Annotated in this window: 15 protein-coding genes; 10 read left to right on the forward strand and 5 right to left on the reverse strand. The window is 67.2% G+C overall.

Annotation, left to right across the window (positions count from 1 at the left end; all coding sequences use genetic code 11):
• Window positions 1–13: 13 nt before the first annotated feature.
• Window positions 14–2,644 carry a ligase-associated DNA damage response DEXH box helicase gene (locus tag BJP32_RS12510; RefSeq protein ID WP_076224354.1) on the forward strand — a complete coding sequence of 877 codons (2,631 nt, stop codon included), beginning with the start codon at window positions 14–16 and terminating at the stop codon, window positions 2,642–2,644.
• A gap of 166 nt (window positions 2,645–2,810) precedes the next feature.
• Entirely contained in the window at window positions 2,811–3,554 is a 744-nt protein-coding gene (gene pdeM / locus BJP32_RS12515) for a ligase-associated DNA damage response endonuclease PdeM (RefSeq protein WP_076224355.1), read from the forward strand.
• A 24-nt stretch (window positions 3,555–3,578) separates the two neighbouring features.
• Here the strand turns inward: pdeM and BJP32_RS12520 are convergent, their stop codons facing one another.
• The gene (locus BJP32_RS12520; protein ID WP_003166242.1) at window positions 3,579–4,067 is read right to left on the reverse strand and encodes an Lrp/AsnC family transcriptional regulator; all 489 of its coding nucleotides are present in this window, start codon (window positions 4,065–4,067) and stop codon (window positions 3,579–3,581) included.
• 148 nt (window positions 4,068–4,215) lie between these two features.
• Between BJP32_RS12520 and BJP32_RS12525 the strand changes: the two genes are divergently transcribed.
• The 6 genes from BJP32_RS12525 (at window position 4,216) to BJP32_RS12545 (ending at window position 11,496) form a co-directional block, all read left to right on the forward strand.
• Window positions 4,216–5,445, forward strand: a complete 1,230-nt coding sequence (locus BJP32_RS12525) for a 3-methyl-2-oxobutanoate dehydrogenase (2-methylpropanoyl-transferring) subunit alpha (RefSeq protein WP_046652390.1) — start codon at window positions 4,216–4,218, stop codon at window positions 5,443–5,445.
• A gap of 36 nt (window positions 5,446–5,481) precedes the next feature.
• Window positions 5,482–6,552, forward strand: coding sequence for an alpha-ketoacid dehydrogenase subunit beta (locus BJP32_RS12530; protein ID WP_369822413.1), 1,071 nt, complete (start codon window positions 5,482–5,484; stop codon window positions 6,550–6,552).
• Between the two features lies 1 nt (window position 6,553).
• Window positions 6,554–8,200: a 2-oxo acid dehydrogenase subunit E2 gene (locus tag BJP32_RS12535; RefSeq protein WP_076224357.1), complete on the forward strand. Its 1,647-nt coding sequence runs from the start codon at window positions 6,554–6,556 to the stop codon at window positions 8,198–8,200.
• Window positions 8,201–8,206: 6 nt separating this feature from the next.
• Window positions 8,207–8,689, forward strand: coding sequence for a hypothetical protein (locus tag BJP32_RS17175; protein ID WP_143255470.1), 483 nt, complete (start codon window positions 8,207–8,209; stop codon window positions 8,687–8,689).
• Window positions 8,686–10,083 carry a dihydrolipoyl dehydrogenase gene (gene lpdA, locus BJP32_RS12540; protein WP_076224358.1) on the forward strand — a complete coding sequence of 466 codons (1,398 nt, stop codon included), beginning with the start codon at window positions 8,686–8,688 and terminating at the stop codon, window positions 10,081–10,083. The genes BJP32_RS17175 and lpdA overlap by 4 nt, the downstream gene beginning before the upstream one ends.
• A gap of 1,056 nt (window positions 10,084–11,139) precedes the next feature.
• On the forward strand, window positions 11,140–11,496 hold the full coding sequence (locus tag BJP32_RS12545) for a YciI family protein (protein WP_076224360.1): 357 nt from the start codon (window positions 11,140–11,142) through the stop codon (window positions 11,494–11,496).
• A 3-nt stretch (window positions 11,497–11,499) separates the two neighbouring features.
• Here BJP32_RS12545 and BJP32_RS12550 read toward each other — a convergent pair whose 3' ends face one another.
• The 3 genes from BJP32_RS12550 to clpB all read right to left on the reverse strand — a co-directional run bounded on the left by BJP32_RS12550 (window position 11,500) and on the right by clpB (window position 15,442).
• Complete coding sequence (locus BJP32_RS12550) at window positions 11,500–11,835, reverse strand: GIY-YIG nuclease family protein (protein WP_076224361.1); 336 nt, start codon at window positions 11,833–11,835, stop codon at window positions 11,500–11,502.
• Window positions 11,836–12,059: 224 nt separating this feature from the next.
• On the reverse strand, window positions 12,060–12,803 hold the full coding sequence (locus BJP32_RS17180) for a hypothetical protein (protein ID WP_143255471.1): 744 nt from the start codon (window positions 12,801–12,803) through the stop codon (window positions 12,060–12,062).
• A 53-nt stretch (window positions 12,804–12,856) separates the two neighbouring features.
• Window positions 12,857–15,442: an ATP-dependent chaperone ClpB gene (gene clpB / locus BJP32_RS12560; RefSeq protein WP_046652395.1), complete on the reverse strand. Its 2,586-nt coding sequence runs from the start codon at window positions 15,440–15,442 to the stop codon at window positions 12,857–12,859.
• Window positions 15,443–15,624: 182 nt separating this feature from the next.
• Between clpB and BJP32_RS12565 the strand changes: the two genes are divergently transcribed.
• Window positions 15,625–16,257: a LysE family translocator gene (locus tag BJP32_RS12565; protein ID WP_046652396.1), complete on the forward strand. Its 633-nt coding sequence runs from the start codon at window positions 15,625–15,627 to the stop codon at window positions 16,255–16,257.
• Between the two features lie 16 nt (window positions 16,258–16,273).
• Here the strand turns inward: BJP32_RS12565 and BJP32_RS12570 are convergent, their stop codons facing one another.
• Complete coding sequence (locus BJP32_RS12570; protein ID WP_076224363.1) at window positions 16,274–18,550, reverse strand: TonB-dependent receptor domain-containing protein; 2,277 nt, start codon at window positions 18,548–18,550, stop codon at window positions 16,274–16,276.
• A 164-nt stretch (window positions 18,551–18,714) separates the two neighbouring features.
• Between BJP32_RS12570 and BJP32_RS12575 the strand changes: the two genes are divergently transcribed.
• A complete protein-coding gene (locus BJP32_RS12575) occupies window positions 18,715–20,610 on the forward strand; it encodes a BCCT family transporter (RefSeq protein ID WP_233126833.1) in 1,896 nt (631 codons plus the stop codon).
• Window positions 20,611–20,653: the final 43 nt, after the last annotated feature.

Raw genomic sequence — 20,653 nt, forward strand, 5'->3', positions numbered from 1 at the left:
CTATAGGCCTGTCGTGACGCCGCCGATCACTGCAACGCTTCCGCCCCTGTTCGCCGACTGGTTCGCCGGTCGGGGCTGGTCGCCGCGTCGGCATCAGCTCGACATGGTCGCGGCGGCGCAGACCGGGCAGCACGCCCTGCTGGTGGCGCCGACGGGCGGCGGCAAGACGCTGGCGGGCTTCCTGCCCAGCCTGATCGATCTGGCCGAACGGGGGCCGAGGTCGCAGACCGGACCAGGGTCGGGCGTCCACACCCTCTATCTGTCGCCGCTGAAGGCCTTGACCACCGACGTCGAGCGCAACCTGATGACGCCGATCCGCGAGATCGGGCTGAACATCCACGTCGAGAGCCGCACCGGCGATACCAAACAGTCCAAGAAGCAGCGCCAGCGCGACTTCCCGCCCGACATCCTGCTGACCACGCCGGAGCAGCTGGCCCTGTTCTGCGCCTGGGAAGGGGCGAGGGACTATTTCGCCGACCTGAAGTGCGTGGTGCTGGACGAGGTCCACGCCATCTGGAGCGGCAAGCGCGGCGACCTGCTGGCGCTGGGGCTAGCGCGGTTGCAGACGTTCGCGCCGGGGATGCGGCGGGTGGCGTTGAGCGCCACGGTGGACGATCCGGGCAAGATCGCCGCGTGGCTCTCGCCTTCTCCCCTTGTGGGAGAAGGTGGCAGGCGGAGCCTGACGGATGAGGGGTCTCGCGACATTTCCGAACCCTCTTCATCCCGCCCCGGAGACACCCCTCATCCGAGCCCTTCGGGCCCACCTTCTCCCACAAGGGGAGAAGGAGTTCGCATTGTGCTGGGCGATCCGGGCGCGCCGCCGGTGGTGGATGTGCTGGTCACAGAAGGCCGCGTGCCGTGGGCGGGCCACACCGGCGTCCACGCCATCCCGGAAGTCTATGACGCCATCCGCCGCGCAGGGCTGAGCCTGATCTTCGTCAACACCCGCTGGCAGGCCGAGTTCGTCTTCCAGTCGCTGTGGGCGATCAATGAGGACGACCTGCCGATCGCCCTGCACCACGGCTCCCTGGCCGCCGAGCAGAGGCGCAAGGTCGAGGCGGCCATGGCGCGCGGCGACCTGAAGGCCGTGGTCTGCACCTCGACGCTGGACCTCGGCATCGACTGGGGCGATGTCGATCTGGTCATCCAACTGGCCGCGCCCAAGGGGGCCAGCCGTCTGGTCCAGCGCATCGGCCGCGCCAATCACCGGCTGGACGAGCCCTCGCGCGCCCTGATGGTCCCCGCCAGCCGTTTCGAAATGCTGGAGTGCCAGGCGGCGCGCGAGGCCGTGGCCGAAAACGCCTTCGACTGGGAGCCGGAGCATACCGGCACGCTGGATACGCTGGCCCAGCACGTGATGGGCTGCGCCTGTTCGGAGCCGTTCGACCTGAGCGATCTGTTCGACGAGGTGACGACGGCGGGGCCCTATCGCGGCCTGACCTATGAAGCGTTCGAGGAGGTGGTCGATCTGGTCGCCACTGGCGGCTATGCGCTGCGAACCTACGACCGTTTCGCCCGCATCGTGCGGACCCGCGACGGCAAATGGACGGTCCGCAACGCCCAGATGGCCCAGCGGCACCGGATGAACGTCGGCGCCATCGTCTCGGCCGCCAATCTGAACGTGCGCGTCGCCGGGCGGCGCGCAGGCGGCAAGCATCTGGTCGCGGGGCGCAAGATCGGCGAGGCCGAGGAATGGTATTTCGAGCAGATGACGCCCGGCGACACCTTCGTCTTCGGCGGTCAGGTCTGGGCCTTTCAGGGCATCGTGAAGACGGACGCCCTGGTCTCGCCCGCCGTCGATAAAGACCCGAAGATCCCCTCCTACGGCGGCTCCAAATTCCCGCTGGGCACGTCGCTGGCCGAGCGGGTGCGGCGCATGGTGCAGGACCGCGATCACTGGCGCGTCCTGCCGCCCGACGTGCAGGAGTGGCTGGAACTGCAAGCGTTGCGCAGCGCCATCCCGGAAGCCGAGACCCTGCTGGTCGAGACCTTTCCGCGCGGGACGCGGCATTTCCTGGTCGCCTATCCGTTCGAGGGGCGGCTGGCGCATACGACCCTGGCCATGCTGCTGACCCGGCGGCTGGACCGGATGGGCGTGGGGCCGCTGGGCTTTGTGGTGACGGACTATTCCCTGGCCATCTGGTCGATCCGGCCGATGGACGGCCTCGATCTGGACGCCCTGTTCGAGCCGGACATGCTGGGCGACGATCTGGAGGCCTGGCTGGAGGAGAGCTTCATGATGAAGCGGTCCTTCCGCAACTGCGCCCTGATCTCCGGCCTGATCGAGCAGCGCCAGCCGGGGGCGGAAAAGACCGGGCGGCAGGTGACGTTCTCGACCGACCTGATCTACGACGTGCTGCGGCGGCATCAGCCGGACCATCTGTTGCTAAGGACAGCGCGGGCGGATGCGGCGACAGGTCTGTTGGACGTGGCGCGGCTGGGCCAGCTTCTGAGCCGCATTCACGGCCGCATCGTGCACAAGAGGCTGGACCGGCCCTCGCCCTTCAGCGTGCCGGTGCTGGTGCAGATCGGGCGCGAGCGCGTCGGAGGCGACGCCGCCGAGATGATCCTGGACGAAAGCGCCGAGGCCCTGATCGCCGAGGTCATGGAAGACGCGCCCGAGGCGCTAAAGGGGGCCGCGTGATGACATCCTGCGTCCTTCTCCCCTTGGGGGAGAAGGTGGCTTGCGGAGCAAGACGGATGAGGGGGACGCCAGCCGCGTGTTCGTCGTTTAGCGCTTTGCCTGCGGATACAGCCCCCTCATCCGAGCGGCTCCGCCGCCCACCTTCTCCCCCGAGGGGAGAAGGGCGATGAACGCAGCCTTGCGCGCGGCCCTGTCCCCGTTCCGCCATCCGTGTGGCGGGCTCAAGCTGATGGTCAACGGCGAGCCTTGCGTGCTGCGCTGCTCCGGCGCCCTGTGGCTGCCGACGCATCAGACCCTGATCGCCTCGGACCTGCACCTGGAGAAGGGCTCGGCCTTCGCGGCGCGCGGGCAGATGCTGCCGCCCTATGACAGCCCCGCGACCCTGGCCAGGCTCGAGGCCGAGATCGAGGCGCTGGATCCGCGCACGGTCGTCCTGCTGGGCGACAGCTTCCACGATTCAAAGGCGGTGTCGCGTATGGACGGCGCCCAGCTGACGCGGCTGGAAACCCTGGCCGCCGGGCGCGACTGGATCTGGCTGGAGGGCAATCACGACCTGGACGCCCTGGCCGGCGCGCTGGCCAATCCCTTCAAGCGCCTGCCCGGTCGGGTGGTCGAGACCCTGGCGCTGGGCGGCCTGTTCCTGATCCATGAGCCGCAGGCCGAGCCTACGCCGGGCGAGGTCGCGGGCCACCTGCATCCCGCAGCCCGCGTCGCCGCCTATGGCCGGGGCGTGCGCCGGCCCTGCTTCGTCACCGACGGGCGGCGGCTGATCCTGCCCGCCTTCGGCGCCTTCACCGGCGGGCTGGACGTGCGCGATCCAGCGATCGCAGGCCTGTTTCCCGTCCCGCCGCTGACCGCCCTGCTGGGACGGGACAAGGTTCACGCCGTCGCCTTCGACCGCCTGAGCTGACCAAAGGCGACGGCGCAATCAACCTCAGCCGACATGCGGCGTGATGATGCCCAGCGGCAGGGTGGTGACGTTCTTCACCCCGCGCGTGACGATATGGCTCTCGCAGTTGGAGACGATGCCCAGCGTCAGCAGCTTGTCGCGCAGGAACTGGTCGAAGGCGTGCATGTCGGTGGTGATGATGCGCAGGACGTAATCCTCGCGCCCCGTGATGGTGGCGCACTGCACCACTTCGGGCCAGCTTTCGACGGCCTGTTCGAAGATCTGCAGGTTGTCGCGGGTCGGCAGGCTCAGCTTGACGATGGCGTAGACCTCGAAGTCCAGGCCCAGAAGACCGGCGTCCAATAGCGTGACACGCTTGCGTATCAGGCCAGAGTCCTCCAGTCTCTTGATCCGGCGCCAGCACGGCGAGGCTGACAGGCCGACGCGATCGGCGACCTCGGCGACAGACAGGCCTGCGTCCTGTTGAAGGATGTCGAGGATGCGCGCGTCGATAGGGTCGAGGTCGTCGGCCAAAGGCTTTCTCCGAATTAGCTTTCTGCGCAATAAAATACCCCAAAACGCCATTTGGCAAGGGTATTTTTAGGAGAGCCAACAATCATACGCCATGCTATGCCCTCATCCATAAGGAAACGCGGCCGGTTCAACCGGACGGGAGGCATTGATGAAGAACACCCCGACGCTGTCGCTGCGCGTGCCGGAGCCTTCGGGTCGGCCGGGCGACACGCCTGATTTCAGCCACCTGAAGCTCGATGCGCCGGGCGCCGTCGACCGCCCGGAGGTCAGCACGGCGCCCGCCGAGATGCGCGATCTCGCCTTCCGCCTGATCCGCGTGCTGGACGATGAAGGCAAGGCCGTGGGCCCGTGGGATCCCAAGCTGGACCCTGAGACGATGCGTCGCGGCCTGAAGGCCATGATCCTGACGCGCGCCTTCGACGACCGAATGCACCGCGCCCACCGCCAAGGCAAGACCAGCTTCTATATGAAGTGCACCGGCGAAGAGGCCATCGCGGTCGCCCAGGGCATGATCCTGAGCCGCGAGGACATGGGCTTCCCCACCTATCGCCAGCAGGGCCTGTTGATCGCGCGCGACTATCCGCTCGCGACCATGATGAACCAGATTTATTCGAACGCCGAAGACCCCATCAAGGGCCGCCAGCTGCCGATCATGTATTCGGCCAAGGACTACGGCTTCTTCACCATCTCGGGCAATCTGGGCACGCAGTATGTTCAGGCCGTGGGCTGGGGCATGGCCTCGGCCATCCGCGGCGACGACAAGATCGCCATCACCTGGATCGGCGACGGCTCGACGGCCGAAAGCGACTTCCACTCGGCCCTGACCTTCGCCGCCGTCTATCGCGCGCCGGTCATCCTGAACATCGTCAACAACCAGTGGGCCATCTCGTCCTTCCAGGGCATCGCCGGCGGGCTTGAGACCACCTTCGCGTCCAAAGGCATCGGCTACGGCCTGCCCGCCCTGCGCGTCGACGGCAATGACTTCCTGGCCGTCTGGGCCGCGACCCAGTGGGCCGAGGAACGCGCCCGCACCAACCAAGGCGCGACGATCATCGAGCTGTTCACCTATCGCGGCGCCCCGCACTCGACCTCGGACGACCCCAGCCGCTATCGCCCCGGCGACGAACACGAGAAGTGGCCGCTGGGCGATCCGATCGCCCGCCTGAAGCAGCACCTGATCGGTCTGGGCGAATGGTCGGACGAACAGCAGGAAGAAGCCGAGAAGGAAGCGGTCGAGAAAGTCCGCGCCGCCGCCAAGGAATCCGAGGCCATCGGCACCCTGGGCCAATCGCGCCCCAGCGTGAAGACCATGTTCGAGGAGGTCTATGCGACCGAGGACTGGCGTCTGGTCGAACAGCGCCGCGAAGTAGGAGTCTGAGTGATGGCCGAGATCAACGACAAGATTGAAGCCGACATGGTCGACCAGAAGGACGCCCCGGCGTCGGTCGCCCCGGACGCGCCCGCTATCGCCGCGATGAACATGATCCAGGCCCTGAACTCGGCCCTGGACGTCAAGATGGCCGAAGACCCCACCGTCGTCTCCTACGGCGAGGACGCGGGCTATTTCGGCGGCGTCTTCCGCGTCACCGACCACCTGCAGAAGAAGCACGGCCTGAACCGCAGCTTCGACGCCCCGATCTCGGAATCCGGCATCGTCGGCACGGCCATCGGCATGGCCGCCTATGGCCTGCGCCCGGTCGTCGAGATCCAGTTCGCCGACTACATCTATCCGGCCTACGACCAGATCGTCTCCGAAGCGGCCAAGATGCGCTATCGCTCGGGCGGCCAGTTCACCACGCCGATGGTGGTGCGCAGCCCCTACGGCGGCGGCATCTTCGGGGGCCAGACGCACAGCCAGTCGCCCGAAAGCCTGTTCACCCACATCGCCGGTCTGAAGGTGGTGATCCCGTCCAACCCCTATGACGCCAAGGGCCTGTTGCTGGCGGCGATCGAGGACGACGATCCGGTCATCTTCTTCGAGCCCAAGCGCCTCTACAACGGCCCCTTCGACGGCTGGCACGAAAAGCCGGTCAGCCCGTGGAAGGCGCAGGAACTTGCCCAGGTCCCGACCGGCAAATACGTCGAGCCGATCGGCAAGGCCCGGGTGATGAAGGAAGGCGCCGACGTCACCATCCTGGCCTACGGCACCATGGTCTGGGTGGCGCTGGCGGGCGCCGAACATGCGGGCGTGGACGCGGAGGTCATCGACCTGCGCACCCTGGTCCCGCTGGACATCGAGGCCATCGAGGCCTCGGTCAAGAAGACCGGCCGCTGCGTCATCGTGCACGAGGCGCCGAAAACATCGGGCTTCGGCGGCGAACTAAGCGCCCTGGTTCAGGAGCGCTGCTTCTATCACCTGGAGGCGCCGGTGGCGCGCGTGACCGGCTGGGACACGCCCTATCCGCACGCCTTTGAATGGGAATATTTCCCCGGACCGCAGCGGGTCGCCGACGCGCTGAAAGCCGTCATGACGGGAGGTCGCTAAGATGGGTCGTTACGTATTCAAGCTGCCCGACGTGGGCGAAGGCACCGCCGAAGCCGAGCTCGTCGGCTGGCACGTCAAGGTCGGCGATACGGTCGCCGAGGATCAGATCGTCGCCGACGTCATGACCGACAAGGCCACGGTTGAACTGACCAGCCCGGTCGCGGGCGTCGTCACCGCCCTGCACGGCGAGCCCGGCCAGATGATGGCCGTGCGCGGCCCGCTGGCCGAGTTCGAGGTCGAGGGCGAAGGCAACGCCGCCGCCGAGGAACCCGCCGCCGCGCCCGTCGCCGCTGCCCCTGAGCCCGCTCCGGTCGCCGTCGAAGCGCCCAAGGCTGAAGCCGCTGCGGCGCCCGTCGTCGCCGCCGGCGCGAACCACGTCTTCAAACTGCCCGACGTGGGCGAAGGCACGGCCGAGGCCGAACTGGTCGGCTGGCACGTCAAGGTCGGCGATGCGGTCGAGGAAGACCAGATCCTGGCCGAGGTCATGACCGACAAGGCGACGGTCGAACTGACCAGCCCGGTCTCCGGCGTCGTCGTCGCCCTGCACGGCGAAGCCGGTCAGCAGATCGCCGTCGGCGGCCCGCTGGTCAGCTTCAAGGTCGAAGGCAAGGGCAATGTCGCCGAAGCCCCCGCCGCCGCTCCGGCGCCCGCCGCCAAGGCCGAGAAGGCTGCGCCGGCGCCTGTCGCCGCGCCGGCCGCCAAGCCTGCGGCTGCGCCCAAGGCCGACGCCAAGCCCGTTCCGGCCCTGACCGGCCGTCAACCGGGCGAGCGCCCGCTGGCTTCCCCCGCCGTACGCAACCGCGCGCGTGATCTGGGGATCGATCTGGTCTTCGTGCCGGGCAGCGGCCCCGCGGGCCGCATCGAGCACGCCGATCTGGACGCCTTCGTCGCACGCGGCGGCACGTTCGCCCCGGCCACGGCCTCGGGCGGTTCGCTCTACGCCAAAGCCGAGGGTGCCAACGAAGTCCGCATCATCGGCCTGCGCCGCAAGATCGCGGAGAAGATGGCCGAGAGCGTCCGTCGCATCCCGCACATCACCTATGTCGAGGACATCGACATGACGGCGGTGGAAGAGCTGCGCGCCCACCTGAACGCCCAGAACAAGGGCACGGGTAAGGCCAAGCTGAACGTCCTGCCCTTCATCGCCCGCGCCATTGTCGTGGCCCTGAAGGACCAGCCGAACATCAACGCCACCTACGACGACGAGGCGGGCGTGCTGACCCAGCACAACGCCGTCCATCTGGGCATCGCCGCCCAGACGCCGAACGGCCTGATGGTCCCGGTCGTCCGCCACGCCGAGGCGCGCGACGCCTACGATACAGCCGAGGAGATCGCCCGCGTCTCAAGCGCCGCCAAGGACGGCAGCGCCAAGCGCGAGGAGCTCAGCGGCTCGACCATCACCATCACCTCGCTGGGCACGCTCGGCGGCGTGGTGCACACGCCCATCATCAACCACCCCGAAGTCGCCATCGTCGGTCCGAACAAGATCGAGGAGCGCGTCGTCGTGCGAGGCGGCCAGATGGTCGTGCGCAAGATGATGAACCTGTCCTCCAGCTTCGATCACCGCATCGTCGACGGCCATGACGCGGCGGTCTTCGTGCAGAAGATCAAAAACCTGCTGGAGAACCCGGCGACATTGTGGATGTAGAGCGGGATGCGAACGTCGCTCGCAGCAGCCTTTGGCGCATTCACACTGTGCCTCTTGGGACCGAGCGCCACCATCGCCTGCACGGTGATGTTCGATGCTGACCCTTCTGCAGATCTTGCAAGGCAGCGCTTGCATTGGGATCAAGCCGACAGTGTCGTTTTGGCTCGGCTCGATGGACGTGCTTGGCTCACGCGCGACCATGCACGGCTAACCTGGCGCACCGTGGCGATCATCAAAGGGACTGTCGGCCCCGAGAAGATCCACCGTATGCGGCATATCAACGGCGTAGACAGGGAATGCGGCTTCTTTCCTCCCGAGCGCGGCACGGTCGTGGTGCTCTATCTGAGACGCAACGGCTTGCCGACACGTCTTCTTCCGAACTCTGGCTGGTCAATCATCGACAGTGATGGACCTCGTTTCATCTACGATCCGCGTATCGCCGAAGCTCTTCGGGTAGCAGCTGATCGACTAAGGAGCCTGAACAGGTGACCCAGACCCTGAAAACCAAAGTCCTGATCATCGGCGCCGGGACCGGCGGCTATGTGGCGGGGATCCGTTGCGGCCAGCTGGGGCTGGAGACCGTGCTGGTGGATGCGTCCCCCGGTCTCGGCGGCACCTGCCTGAACGTCGGCTGCATCCCGTCCAAGGCCATCATCCACGCTGCGGGCAAGTTCGAGACGGTGGCCAAGGCCGCCGGCGACGGCACGCTGGGCATCACCGCCTCGACCCCGGCCATCGACCTGTCCAAGACGGTCGAGTGGAAGGACGGCGTGGTCAGGAAGCTGAACGCCGGCGTCGCCGCCCTGTTGAAGAAGGCCAAGGTCAAGGTCATCAAGGGCTGGGCCGACTTCTCGGACGCCAAGACCTGCACCGTCAAAACCGATGACGGCGACATCCGCATCACCGCCGAACACGTCATCCTCGCCACGGGGTCGGAGCCGGTCGAGCTGCCCTTCCTGCCCTTCGGCGGCGACGTGATCTCGTCCACCGAGGCCCTGAGCCTGCCGGAAGTGCCCAAGAAGCTCGTCGTCGTCGGCGGCGGCTACATCGGCCTGGAGCTGGGCATCGCCTTCCGCAAGCTGGGCGCCGAGGTGGCCATCGTCGAGATGGCCGAGCGCATCCTGCCGCTCTACGACAAGGCCCTGACCGACCCGGTCGCCAAATGGCTGGAGAAGCACGGGGTCCAGCTGCTGCTCGGCGCCCGCGCGGGCGGTTTCGGGGACGGCAAGCTGAACGTCACCGACAGGGACGGCAATCCGATGCAGCTGGACGCCGACAAGGTGCTGGTCACCGTCGGTCGCCGCGCGCGGACGAAGGGCTGGGGCCTGGAGAACATGGGCGTGGCCATGAACGGCCCGTTCGTGAAGATCGACAATCGCTGCGCCACCAGCATGAAGAACGTCTGGGCCATCGGCGACCTGACCGGCGAGCCCATGCTGGCGCACAAGGGCTCTGCCCAGGGCGAGGTCGTGGCCGAAATCATCGCCGGACATGATCGCGTCTTCGACCCGACTGCGATCGCCGCCGTCTGCTTCACCGAGCCGGAGATCGTCTCGGCGGGCCTCGGCCCCGACGACGTCAAGGGCCGCGACGACGTGATCCAGGCCGTCTTCCCCTTCGCCGCCATCGGCCGCGCCCTGGCCATCGAGGCGGGCGAGGACGGCGGCTTCGTCCGCGTCATCGCCTCGAAGTCGGATCACCGCCTGCTGGGCGTTCAGGCCGTCGGCCAGCACGTGTCGGAGCTGTCCAACAGCTTCGCCCAGATGCTGGAGATGGGCGCGGTGCTGGAGGACGTGGCCGGGACCATCCACGTCCACCCGACGCTGGGCGAAGCCTTCCACGAAGCGTCCCTGCGGGCGCTGGGCCACGCCATTCATATTTAAGCGCGCTATGCTCGGGTCGCGGACCCTCGCGACTTGAGCGCGTCTTCCTTCTCCCCCTGCGGGAGAAGGTGGCAGCCGAAGGCTGACGGATGAGGGGTCGCGCGGCGGTCTAAGCGTGCCCTTCATCCGACCTCGGAGAGACCCCTCATCCGGCCCTGACGGGCCCCCTTCTCCCGCAAGGGGAGAAGGAACGCGTCTGTCCGCCTCGGCGTGACCGGGCGGCGGAAGGGCTGGGCGGGGCGCCGGGGCTTCGCCCGGAGAAGATGTGATTTACCGTTTCGACGAAGGCCGACGCCCCGCGCGAAGAGTCGGACATGAGCTCGGGGCAGGCGCCGTTGTTCGCGGCTACCCCCGGCGCCCATGACGGGCAGGCCGCGCGACGACGCGGTCCTGGAACGGTCCGAGTAACCCCCTCGACCCTGGCCGGAGCCTCTCTGGCGGACGGGTCGAACGCCCCGTCGCTAGGCCCCGTCGGCTCCGCGTCCTGATGTCTGCGGCCGGTCGCGCTTGCGCACGGCTTGAGGCCGCGGAACGGCGTTGGAGGCGTTCGCCTCGTTCCGCCGCCCGCAGGACATCCTGAACCGCCCGCCCGAACCGTCGCCGCCTTCCGCTGGGGTTCCCCTTGCCCGGCGCGCGCGATGGGAGGCCGGCGATCCGACACGGACCCCGTTCTCTCCGCTCCCGCCGCCGCTTCGGTTCGCCGGCCGAGCGAGCCCTCCCCTGCGACGGGACGAGGGCCAGGATGCGGGAGGCGGGAGGTGGGGCGGGGAGATGAGGACGAGCGGGGCGCGGAGGCGGGAAATATCAGGCGCTGCGAAGCCTTGATATGAAGGCGCGCGCCTTATCCTTCTCCCCTTGTGGGAGAAGGTGGCAGGCGGAGCCTGACGGATGAGGGGTTGCGGGACGTGAACCCCATAGCCCCGCCATCACATTTCGGAGAGACCCCTCATCCGAGCCCTTCGGGCCCACCTTCTCCCACAAGGGGAGAAGGAATAGACAGGCCCGCTTGCCCGCGGCCGACGAAAGACCGACCCTTTGCGCAAACGGGAGGCTTCGATGAGCGCGCAGACCCATTACCTGGCCGTCTTCACCAGCGACAAGACCGGCCCCAAATGGCGGGCCTGGCGCGCCATGAGCGAGGCCGCGCAGGCCGAGGCGGCCCGCCTCGGCGTCGCCGCCGTCGCCGCCTGGGAGGAGGCGCACCGCGACTCCATCGTCTTTCAGGGCGGCCCGCTGGGCCCGACCAAACGCATCGACGACGACGGCGCCGTGACCGACGTGGTCAACCTGCTGACCGTCTTCATGGTCGTGCGCGCCGACAGCCACGAGGCCGCCGCCCGCCTGTTCGAGAACCACCCGCACATGAACCCCTTCCCCTGCGACGGGGTGGAGGTGATGCCGGTGCTGGGGTGAGGCTCAGTCAGCGCCCGGCGGCGGGGCCCAGGTCGGATCGGGGAACCAGTCGGCCGCGAGATCGCGCCAGTCCGGGTTGGCCTTCTCGATCAGGGCCAGTTTCCAGTCGCGCAGCCATTTCTTGATGCGCCGCTCGCGCCGGATCGCATCAAGCATCAGGGCGTGCTGTTCGAACCAGACCAGACGGGTGCAGTCATAGGCGTCGGTGAAGCCAGGAAAGGCGCGCGTCCTGTGCTTCCACACGCGGCTTTCCAGATTGGAGGTCGAGCCGGCGTAGAGCGTCCCGTTGCGCCCGCTCGCCATGATGTAGGTCGCGATGAAGGTGCGATGGGTCGCCATGCACACAGCCTATGCCGCTCCCCCTCTTTCGTCATCCTCCGGGCCGCGCGCAGCGCGGAACCGGGGGACCCAGCGGCGCCGAAGGCGATCTTAGGGCGGCCGTCGAGCGTGGATCTTTCGCGCTCCCGCGCGCCGCTGGGTCCCCCGGTCTGCGCCGCTGACGCGGCTTGCCGGAGGATGACGGAAGAGGTTGGCTTCCAGCAACTTCGGTGATGGCGCAGCAACTATGCCTTTGGTTGGGGCGCGCTCATGGCAAGACCACCCGCGATGGTGGATAGCGTACCGGCCACCCCCCAATCCCGCGTCGAGAACATGACGGTCGCATCTGAAACGACGGTCGCTATTCCAACAACCTGCGTCTTCGAAATATCGACCCCACCGCAAGCGCCCTGCAACTGACTAACAAATTTTACCGCGGCACCCCGGATTTGGCCCGGAACAAATATTTTCTCTCGCTTTTCAATCTTATCGAAAATTTCGATGCGGTCGATTACGAGACTTTCAATAAGCTTTTCAAGCGCAGGATGAACAGCCAGCTTCCTTAGAAGTCTTTTTTCCATCTCGATGAACTGAGATGAATCCATAGGCCTGACACGGGCTTCATATGGAGAGGCTTCCAAACCTATCCGAGCCTTAAAATCCGCCCATTGTCGAGACGCAAGAACCCGCGTTCGCCCCATATCCTTTCTAGAAGAGAGATAGATCTCTCGAGCATCATGATCATGATCTAAGCGTCCATCGAACATCATTTCTACAAATGTCGTTCCCCGAACGAACGCGCGGCTACCTATATATTCAGTTAGCAGGTCGCAAAGTTCCCGTGCCCTTTCGTCGCTCAGAACCAAGCGATCTGAACCGACGTTCCCGTCGTACGATACGCTATTCTCGTCGAGAACAATCTTAGCCAACAGGATCAAAAGATCGCTTTCGAGGCGTGTTATCGCAGGTTGAGGAGCATAGATCGCCATACGGCAATCGACGCATGATTCATCCCACTTTTCAAACGTTAGCGCTTCGGCGCCTAATGCACCCGCGCCTTCCCGATCTCCAGCCCGTCGGCGCCCGCTGAAACCGCCACCACGCTGCCGTCCTCGATCTCGCCGGCCAGCAGCTTCTTGGCCATCGGGTCGACCAGCTCCTTCTGGATGACGCGTTTCAGCGGTCGTGCGCCGTACACCGGGTCGTAGCCCTTGTCGGCGAGCCAGGTCAGGGCGCTGTCGTCCAAAGCGAGCGTCAGGCGGCGGTCGGCCATCAGCTTCTCCAGACGCGCCAGCTGGATGCGGACGATGCCGCCCATCTGTTCGCGGCCGAGGCGGTGGAACAGGATGATCTCGTCGATGCGGTTCAGGAACTCAGGCCGGAAGTGGGCGCGGACCTGCTCCATGACCAGCGGGCGCACGGCCTCGACGTCTTCGCCTTCCGGCTGGTCGGCCAGAAACTGGCTGCCCAGGTTGGAGGTCATGATGATCAGGGTGTTTTTGAAGTCGATGGTGCGGCCCTGACCGTCGGTCAGGCGGCCGTCGTCCAGCACCTGAAGCAGCACGTTGAAGACGTCGGGGTGAGCCTTCTCGACCTCGTCGAACAGGACGACCTGATAGGGGCGGCGACGCACGGCCTCGGTCAGGGCCCCGCCCTCGTCATAGCCGACATAGCCCGGAGGGGCGCCGATCAGGCGGCTGACCGAGTGCTTCTCCATGTATTCGGACATGTCGATGCGGGTGATGGCGTTGTCGTCATCGAACAGATAGCCCGCCAGCGCCTTGGTCAGCTCGGTCTTGCCGACGCCCGTGGGGCCGAGAAAGAGGAAGCTGCCCAGCGGCTTGTTGGGGTCGTTCAGGCCGGCGCGGGCGCGGCGCACGGCGTCGGAGACGGCGGCCAGGGCCTCGTCCTGACCGACCACGCGGCGGCCCAGTTCGTCCTCCATCTTGAGCAGCTTCTCGCGCTCGCCCTCCAGCATCTTGTCGACGGGGACGCCGGTCCAGCGGCTGACGACCGCGGCGATCTGTTCGGCGTCGACGACCTCGGGCGTCAGGGGAGCGGCGACCGCCGCCGGGGATTCGGAGTCGGCTAGTTGCTTCTCCAACTGCGGGATCTGGCCATAGGCGATCTCTGAGGCGCGGCCGAGGTCGCCGGCGCGCTGGGCGGCGGCCAGTTCGGCGCGCAGGCGGTCCAGGGTCTCACGCAGTTGCGCGCCCTGCCCCACCTTGTCCTTTTCCGACTTCCAGCGGGCGGTCATGTCGTCCGACTGGTCTTCGAGGTCGGCGATCTCGTCCTCCAGCTTTTCGAGACGTTGCTGCGAGGCGCTGTCGCTCTCCTTCTTCAGGGCCTCGCGCTCGATCTTGAGCTGGACCAGACGGCGGTCGATCTCGTCCAGCGCCTCAGGCTTGGAATCCACGGCCATGCGGACGCGCGAGGCGGCCTCGTCGATCAGGTCGATGGCCTTGTCCGGCAGGAAGCGGTCGGTGATGTAGCGGTTCGACAGGGTGGCGGCGGCGACGATGGCGCTGTCGCTGATGCGCACCCCGTGGTGGACTTCGTATTTTTCCTTCAGGCCGCGCAGGATCGACACCGTGTCCTCGACGGTGGGTTCGGAGACGAAGACCGGCTGGAAGCGACGGGCCAGGGCCGCGTCCTTCTCGACGTGCTTGCGGTATTCATCCAGCGTGGTGGCGCCGACGCAGTGCAGTTCGCCGCGCGCCAGAGCAGGCTTCAGCAGGTTGGAGGCGTCCATCGCCCCGTCGCCCTTGCCCGCGCCGACCAGGGTGTGCATCTCGTCGATGAAGAGGACGATCTGCCCCTCGGCGGCGGCGACCTCGTTCAGCACGGCCTTGAGGCGCTCCTCGAACTCGCCGCGGTATTTGGCGCCCGCGATCAGGGCGCCCATGTCCAGCGACAGAACCTTCTTGTCCTTCAGGCTTTCCGGCACGTCGCCGTTGACGATGCGCAGGGCCAGGCCCTCGACGATGGCGGTCTTGCCGACGCCCGGCTCGCCGATCAGGACGGGGTTGTTCTTGGTGCGGCGGGCCAGCACCTGAATGGTGCGGCGGATCTCCTCATCGCGGCCGATGACGGGGTCGACCTTGCCGTCGCGGGCGGCCTCGGTCAGGTCGCGGGCGTAGCGTTTCAGGGCGTCGAAGCTGTCCTCGGCGCCGGCGCTGTCGGCGGTCTTGCCCTTGCGGATTTCGGCGACGGCGTCGTCCAGCTTCTTGGCCGTGACCCCGGCGGACTTCAGCGCCTCGGCGGCGGCGCCGCCCTCCTTGGCGATGGCGGCCAGCAGGCGTTCGGTGGTGACGAAGGCGTCCCCCGCCTTTTTCGCGGCCTCTTCGGCGGCGTTGAAGACGCGGGCGGTGTCGCCGTCCAGATAGATCTGGCCCGAGCCGCCCGAAACCTGGGGCCGCTTCTTCAGCAACCCCTCGGTGACGAGTTCGACGGCGGACGGGTCGCCGCCCGCCTGATCGATCAGCTTGCGGGCCAGGCCGTCGCGCTCCTCGAGCAGCACCTTGAGCAGATGCTCGGGCGCGAACTGCTGGTGGCGGCGGGCCAGGGCCAGCGACTGGGCGGACTGGACGGCCTGTTTGGCGCGGTCGGAATAGAGGTCGAGATTCATGTCGTTCGGTTTCCCCTCGGGAGGCGGATTTCGACTCAATGCGCCCTTATCGAAAGCGACGCCTTGAGCTGTCGCAAAGGAGGTGGGTGTGGCCTATGGGACACGCAAGAGGGCCGACCCGCGATTGATGACGCCGCCCGTCCCGGCCTAGCGTGGCCGCAGGAAAAGGATGGAAATCGCCGATGCAGCCGCCCATCGATCCCACCGTGGTCGCGCCCTTCCTGGTCGCGGTCGCGCTGATGGAGCTGACCCCCGGCCCGAACATGGGATGGCTGGCGCTGGTGTCCCTGTCGCAGGGGCGCGCGGCCGGGCTGGCCGCCGTGGTCGGCATCACCCTGGGCCTGACGCTGTGGATGGTCGCCGCCGCCTTCGGGCTGACGGAAGTGGTGCTGCGCTGGCCCGCCTTGTATCAGGCCATCCGCTGGGCGGGCGTAGGCTTCCTGCTGTGGCTGGCCTGGGACGCCTGGCGCAGTGCGGGCGACGGCGCGGGCGTCGCCCCGGTCGCGATGCGGCGACGCGCCCTGTTCCGACGCGGCCTGATCGGCAATCTGCTGAACCCCAAGGCCGCCTTGCTCTATGTGGTGCTGCTGCCCGGCTTCATGCGCCCCGACCACGGCTCGACTCTGGCGCAGGCCCTGACGCTAGGCGCGCTGCACGTTCTGGTCAGCGTCGTCGTCCATACGACCATCGTGCTGACGGCGGCGCGCGCGGGCGGCGCCCTGCTGACCCGCGCCCAGGGTCCGATGCTGCGCGCCGCCATGGCCCTGGGCCTGGTCGCCATCGCCGCCTGGACCGCCTGGGAGACGCGAGCCTGAGCGGGTCATATCCGCGTCAGCCGCCCGTCGGGCCGGTCGAGAAGTCGAACTGCTCGGGCTGGCGCCGCGGTCCTCCGCCGAAGGACCAGGTCAGGCCCAGATAGAAGGCGCGCAAATTCAGATCCTGGTCGAAACGCTCGCGGAACTGAGGCGTGTCATAGGTGGTGGCGCCGCCGAACGAGTTCAGGATGTCGCGCGCGGTGAACTGCAGGGACAGGGTGTCGTTCAGCTTGCGGCGATAGCCGAAGTTCAGCATGCCGCCGCTCTCGCGCGTGCCCTGGGCCAGAAGTTGATCGCCCTGCCAGAAGCCCATCAACTGCACGAAATCCTTAGGCGTGGCCTGCCAGTTCAAGCTGAGACGCCCTGTCAGCATCTCGCCCTCACGGTCGCGACCGCCCACGATGCCCGCAGCGTCGATCTCCTGACGGAAAGCGTTGATGCTGGCGTTGTAGCGCAGGGTCGGGTGCAAGCGGCCGCTGGCGGTCAGTTCGATCCCCAAGTCGCGTCGAGCGCCCAGGTTCTCGGGTCGCGTCAGCAGGACGCCGCCGCCCACATCGGCCGCCACGTCGGTGAAGGCCTTGGTCGTGTCGCGGAAGTAGGCTGTGGCCTGATAGAAGCTCTGACCGCGCCGCATCTGCCACATGGCCTCAAAGCTGTCGGTCTCCTGCGGCTCCAGGTCCGGATTGCCTGAACGCAGGTTCAACGGATCGCCATAGACGACGAAAGGATTCAACTGCGACGGCTGAGGCCGCTGGATTCGCCGCGAATAGCTGCCGCGCAGCGTCTGGGTCTCGGTCAGCTGATACTGCAGGTGGAAGGTCGGATAGGCGCGGAAATAGTCCTGGGACGCGCGCACGGCGTTGGTGACGTCCTCGACCTCGATGTCCGCCTGCTCCAGGCGCAGTCCGAACTGGCCGGACAGCTTCTCGCCGAACGGCCGTTCATAGGTGGCGTATAGGGCGTGGACGATCTGCTCCGCCTCGAACCGATTGCTTTGCGACGGCACGAGGACCAGAGCGTTCTCGGACGGCCCGCGCCGCACCTCATTCTCCTGATCCGGCCGGGTCAGGTTCAGCTCATATCCTGCGCGCAGCTTGGCGCCCTCGCCCATCGGCCGGGTGTAGGCGCTGGTGAAACCGATTGTCTGCTGAGCGTTCAAACCCCGCTGAGCCTCATAAAAGGCCGGCTCTGTCGGGAGGCTGAAGATATTGGCGGCTAGCGAGTCATTTTCATGGTCGTTGCGATCGTAGCGCAACTCATTCGACCATTCATGCCCCGAGGCGTCGAACTGGTGCAGCACCCGGCCGGTGACGCCCCAACCGTCCATTGCGAAGCCGCCCGAACCGTTGCGGGCGTAGGCGAGGGTCAGGGCCCCGGAGCCGTCGCGGGTTTCGAACAAGCCGCGAACGTCGCTGTCGACCTCGAAACGGTTAGCGCGCACCTCGCCGGTCAGCATGGTCTTGTCGGTCAACCGGTATTCGGCCGCCACCCGACCGAAGAAACCACTCTGGGTCGAGTCGATGTTTTGAGCCGTCGTCGTCGTGCCGACGGTCGCGCCGGAGGCGTTGAGCTGTTCGCGCAGACGGTTGAAGGCCAGACCCTGATCATCATGGCGATAGCTGAGATCGCCTGTCAGGGTCAGCTTGCCGCGCTGCCGCGAACCGCTGGCGCCGACGTTCCATCGCCCATTGTCGCCGACATTGGCGCGCAACGAGCCGGTCGTGACTGTCGCGCCCGACGCCCCCGCAGCCGCCGCGGCGGCCACCGCCGCCGGAACCGGCTTGGTGATCAGGTTGATGACCCCGCCGGAGCCCTCGGGACTGTAGGCGGCGGACGGATTGGTCATCACCTCGATGCGGGCGTAGCGATCGGTCGGCAGCTGCAGCACCGCGTCGGCGCGGTTCGGGCCCGACAGAATGGCGGAGGGACGGCCGTCGACCAGGATGGTGACATTGCCGTCGCCGCGCAGGGAGACGTTGCCCTGAGGATCGACATCGACCGAGGGCACGTTGCGCAAGGCCTCGGCCAGGGTGCCGGTCGCCGCTTGAAGATCGTCGGCCAGGCTGTAGCTGATCGAGTCGATCGACGTGCGGACATCATTGGAGCGGGCGCTGACGACGACATCGCCCACGGCCGCAGGCTGGTCATCCTTGTCAGCCTTTTGAGGCGGACTCTGGACCTGCTGTGCGCGGGCGGCTGACGGCGACGCGGGTTGCGCCGTCTGAGCGAGCGAGCCTGCCGCAGGCAAGGCCAGAACGGCGCCCAACAAGGGCGCGAACTTGTATTTCTTCATATCTGGGCGTCCTCGCACGGACGTCCCTCAACGTCCTCCAGACCGCCGATACCAGCGCCACGACGCATAACCGAGTTACATCTTTTTCATTCCGAAGGCGGGTCTGTGACCCTGATGGAACCTTAAGCGTTGCCGTGCGCTTGGAGCCCATGCTGAGCTCAAAAATGAACCCTCGGGTCTTCTGGGGGGCCAGCGCCATCGCAGGCGGGCTGCTGCTGCTCGCCCTCATGGCGCCCGCGACGTCCGACCTGTTGTTCGGACGCGCCCAGGCCTGGGTGGTGGAGACGTTCGGCTGGTTCTACGTCGCTTCGGTCGCGGGCTTCATGCTGTTCGTCGCAGCGTTGGCCCTGGGACCGACAGGGCGGCTGAAGCTGGGGCCGGACGACGCCGAGCCGGACTTCCCCTATGTCTCCTGGCTGGCCATGCTGTTCGCCGCGGGCATGGGCATCGGCCTGATGTATTTCGCCGTCGCCGAGCCGGTCCAGCACTACATCGCCCCGCCCGAGGCGCAGCCCGGCACGCTGGAAGCCGCCCGCGAGGCCATGGTCATCACCTATACCCACTGGGGCGTCCACGCCTGGGCCATCTACGCCGTGGTGGGTCTGAGCCTGGCCTATTTCGCGCACAGGAAGGGACTGCCCCTGACCATGCGGTCCAGCCTCTATCCCCTGCTGGGCAAGCGGGTGAACGGCTGGCTGGGCGACCTGGTCGACATCTTCGCCATCTGCGGCACCCTGTTCGGCATCGCCACCTCCCTGGGCTACGGCGTGGCGCAGATGACCTCGGGCCTGAACTACGTCTTCGGCCTGCCCAACGACGTGATCATGCAGGTGGGACTGATCGTCGTGGTGATGGGCGCGGCGACGATCTCGGTGCTGACCGGCGTGGACAAGGGCGTGCGGCGGCTGTCCGAGCTGAACCTGTTCATCGCCGTCTGCCTGATGCTGTTCGTGTTGATCGTGGGGCCGACGCTCTTCCTGCTGCGGGCCTATGTGCAGAATTTCGGCCTCTATCTGGACCACTTCTTCGAGCGCACCTTCACCCTCTACGCCTATGAGCCGCGCGCCTGGATGGCGGACTGGACCCTGCTCTACTGGGCCTGGTGGATCTCCTGGTCGCCGTTCGTGGGCATGTTCATCGCCCGCATCTCACGCGGACGGACGGTGCGGGAGTTCCTCATCGGCGTGCTGCTGGTGCCGTCGGGCTTCACCTTCCTGTGGATGACGGTCTTCGGCAACACCGCCATGAGCCTGGACCTGGGCGTGGCGGCGGGGGCGATCTCGGACGCGGTGCAGACGGACCTGTCGACGGCCCTGTTCCGTTTCTTCGAGTTCCTGCCGGGCACGGCGATCACCTCGGTCCTGGCCATCGCCCTGGTGGCGGTCTTCTTCGTCACCTCGGCGGACTCAGGCTCGCTGGTGATCGACACCCTGGCCTCGGGCGGGGCCGAGGAGACGCCGCGCTGGCAAAGGGTCTACTGGTGCGGAATGGAGGGGCTGACGGCGGCCCTGCTGTTGTTGGCCGGGGGCCTCGGCGCCCTGCAGGCGGCGACCCTGGTGGCGGCCCTGCCCTTCGCGGTCATCATGATCCTGGCCTGTTTCGGCCTGGCGCGGCAGATGAACGCCGACCTGAAGGGCGAGGCCGTCGAGACCGAGGCGCCGCCCCTGCGCGAACAGCTCAAGCGCATCCTGGCCCCGGCCAGCCGTCGCGACATCGACCGCCAGATCGCGCGCCACGGCTTCCCGGCGCTGGAAGAGGTGCGCGCCGCCGTCGCCGCCGAAGGGCTGGAGAACAGCGAGGTCCAGAGCGACGACAACGGCGTCTGGCTGAGAGTCGAGCACGCCAACGGACGGGACTTCCTGTATCGGCTGGGCGCGCGCTCGCGGCCCCTGCCCGCCCTGACCGCGCTGGAGGCGCCCGAAAGCCGCCGCGCCCTGGAATGGCGGCTGAGCGCCGTGACCGGCGACGGCACGCGCCCGCGCGACGTGACCGGCTTCACCCGCGCCCAGATCGTGGCGGACGTGCTGGAGCATCTGCAAAGGTGGCGGCTGGCGGCGTAGGACGCTTTACGCCCCTTGGCCCGGCGGACGGGCGGCGTTAGCG

The organism is Brevundimonas sp. ZS04 (assembly GCF_001956865.1).
Taxonomy (GTDB): domain Bacteria; phylum Pseudomonadota; class Alphaproteobacteria; order Caulobacterales; family Caulobacteraceae; genus Brevundimonas; species Brevundimonas diminuta.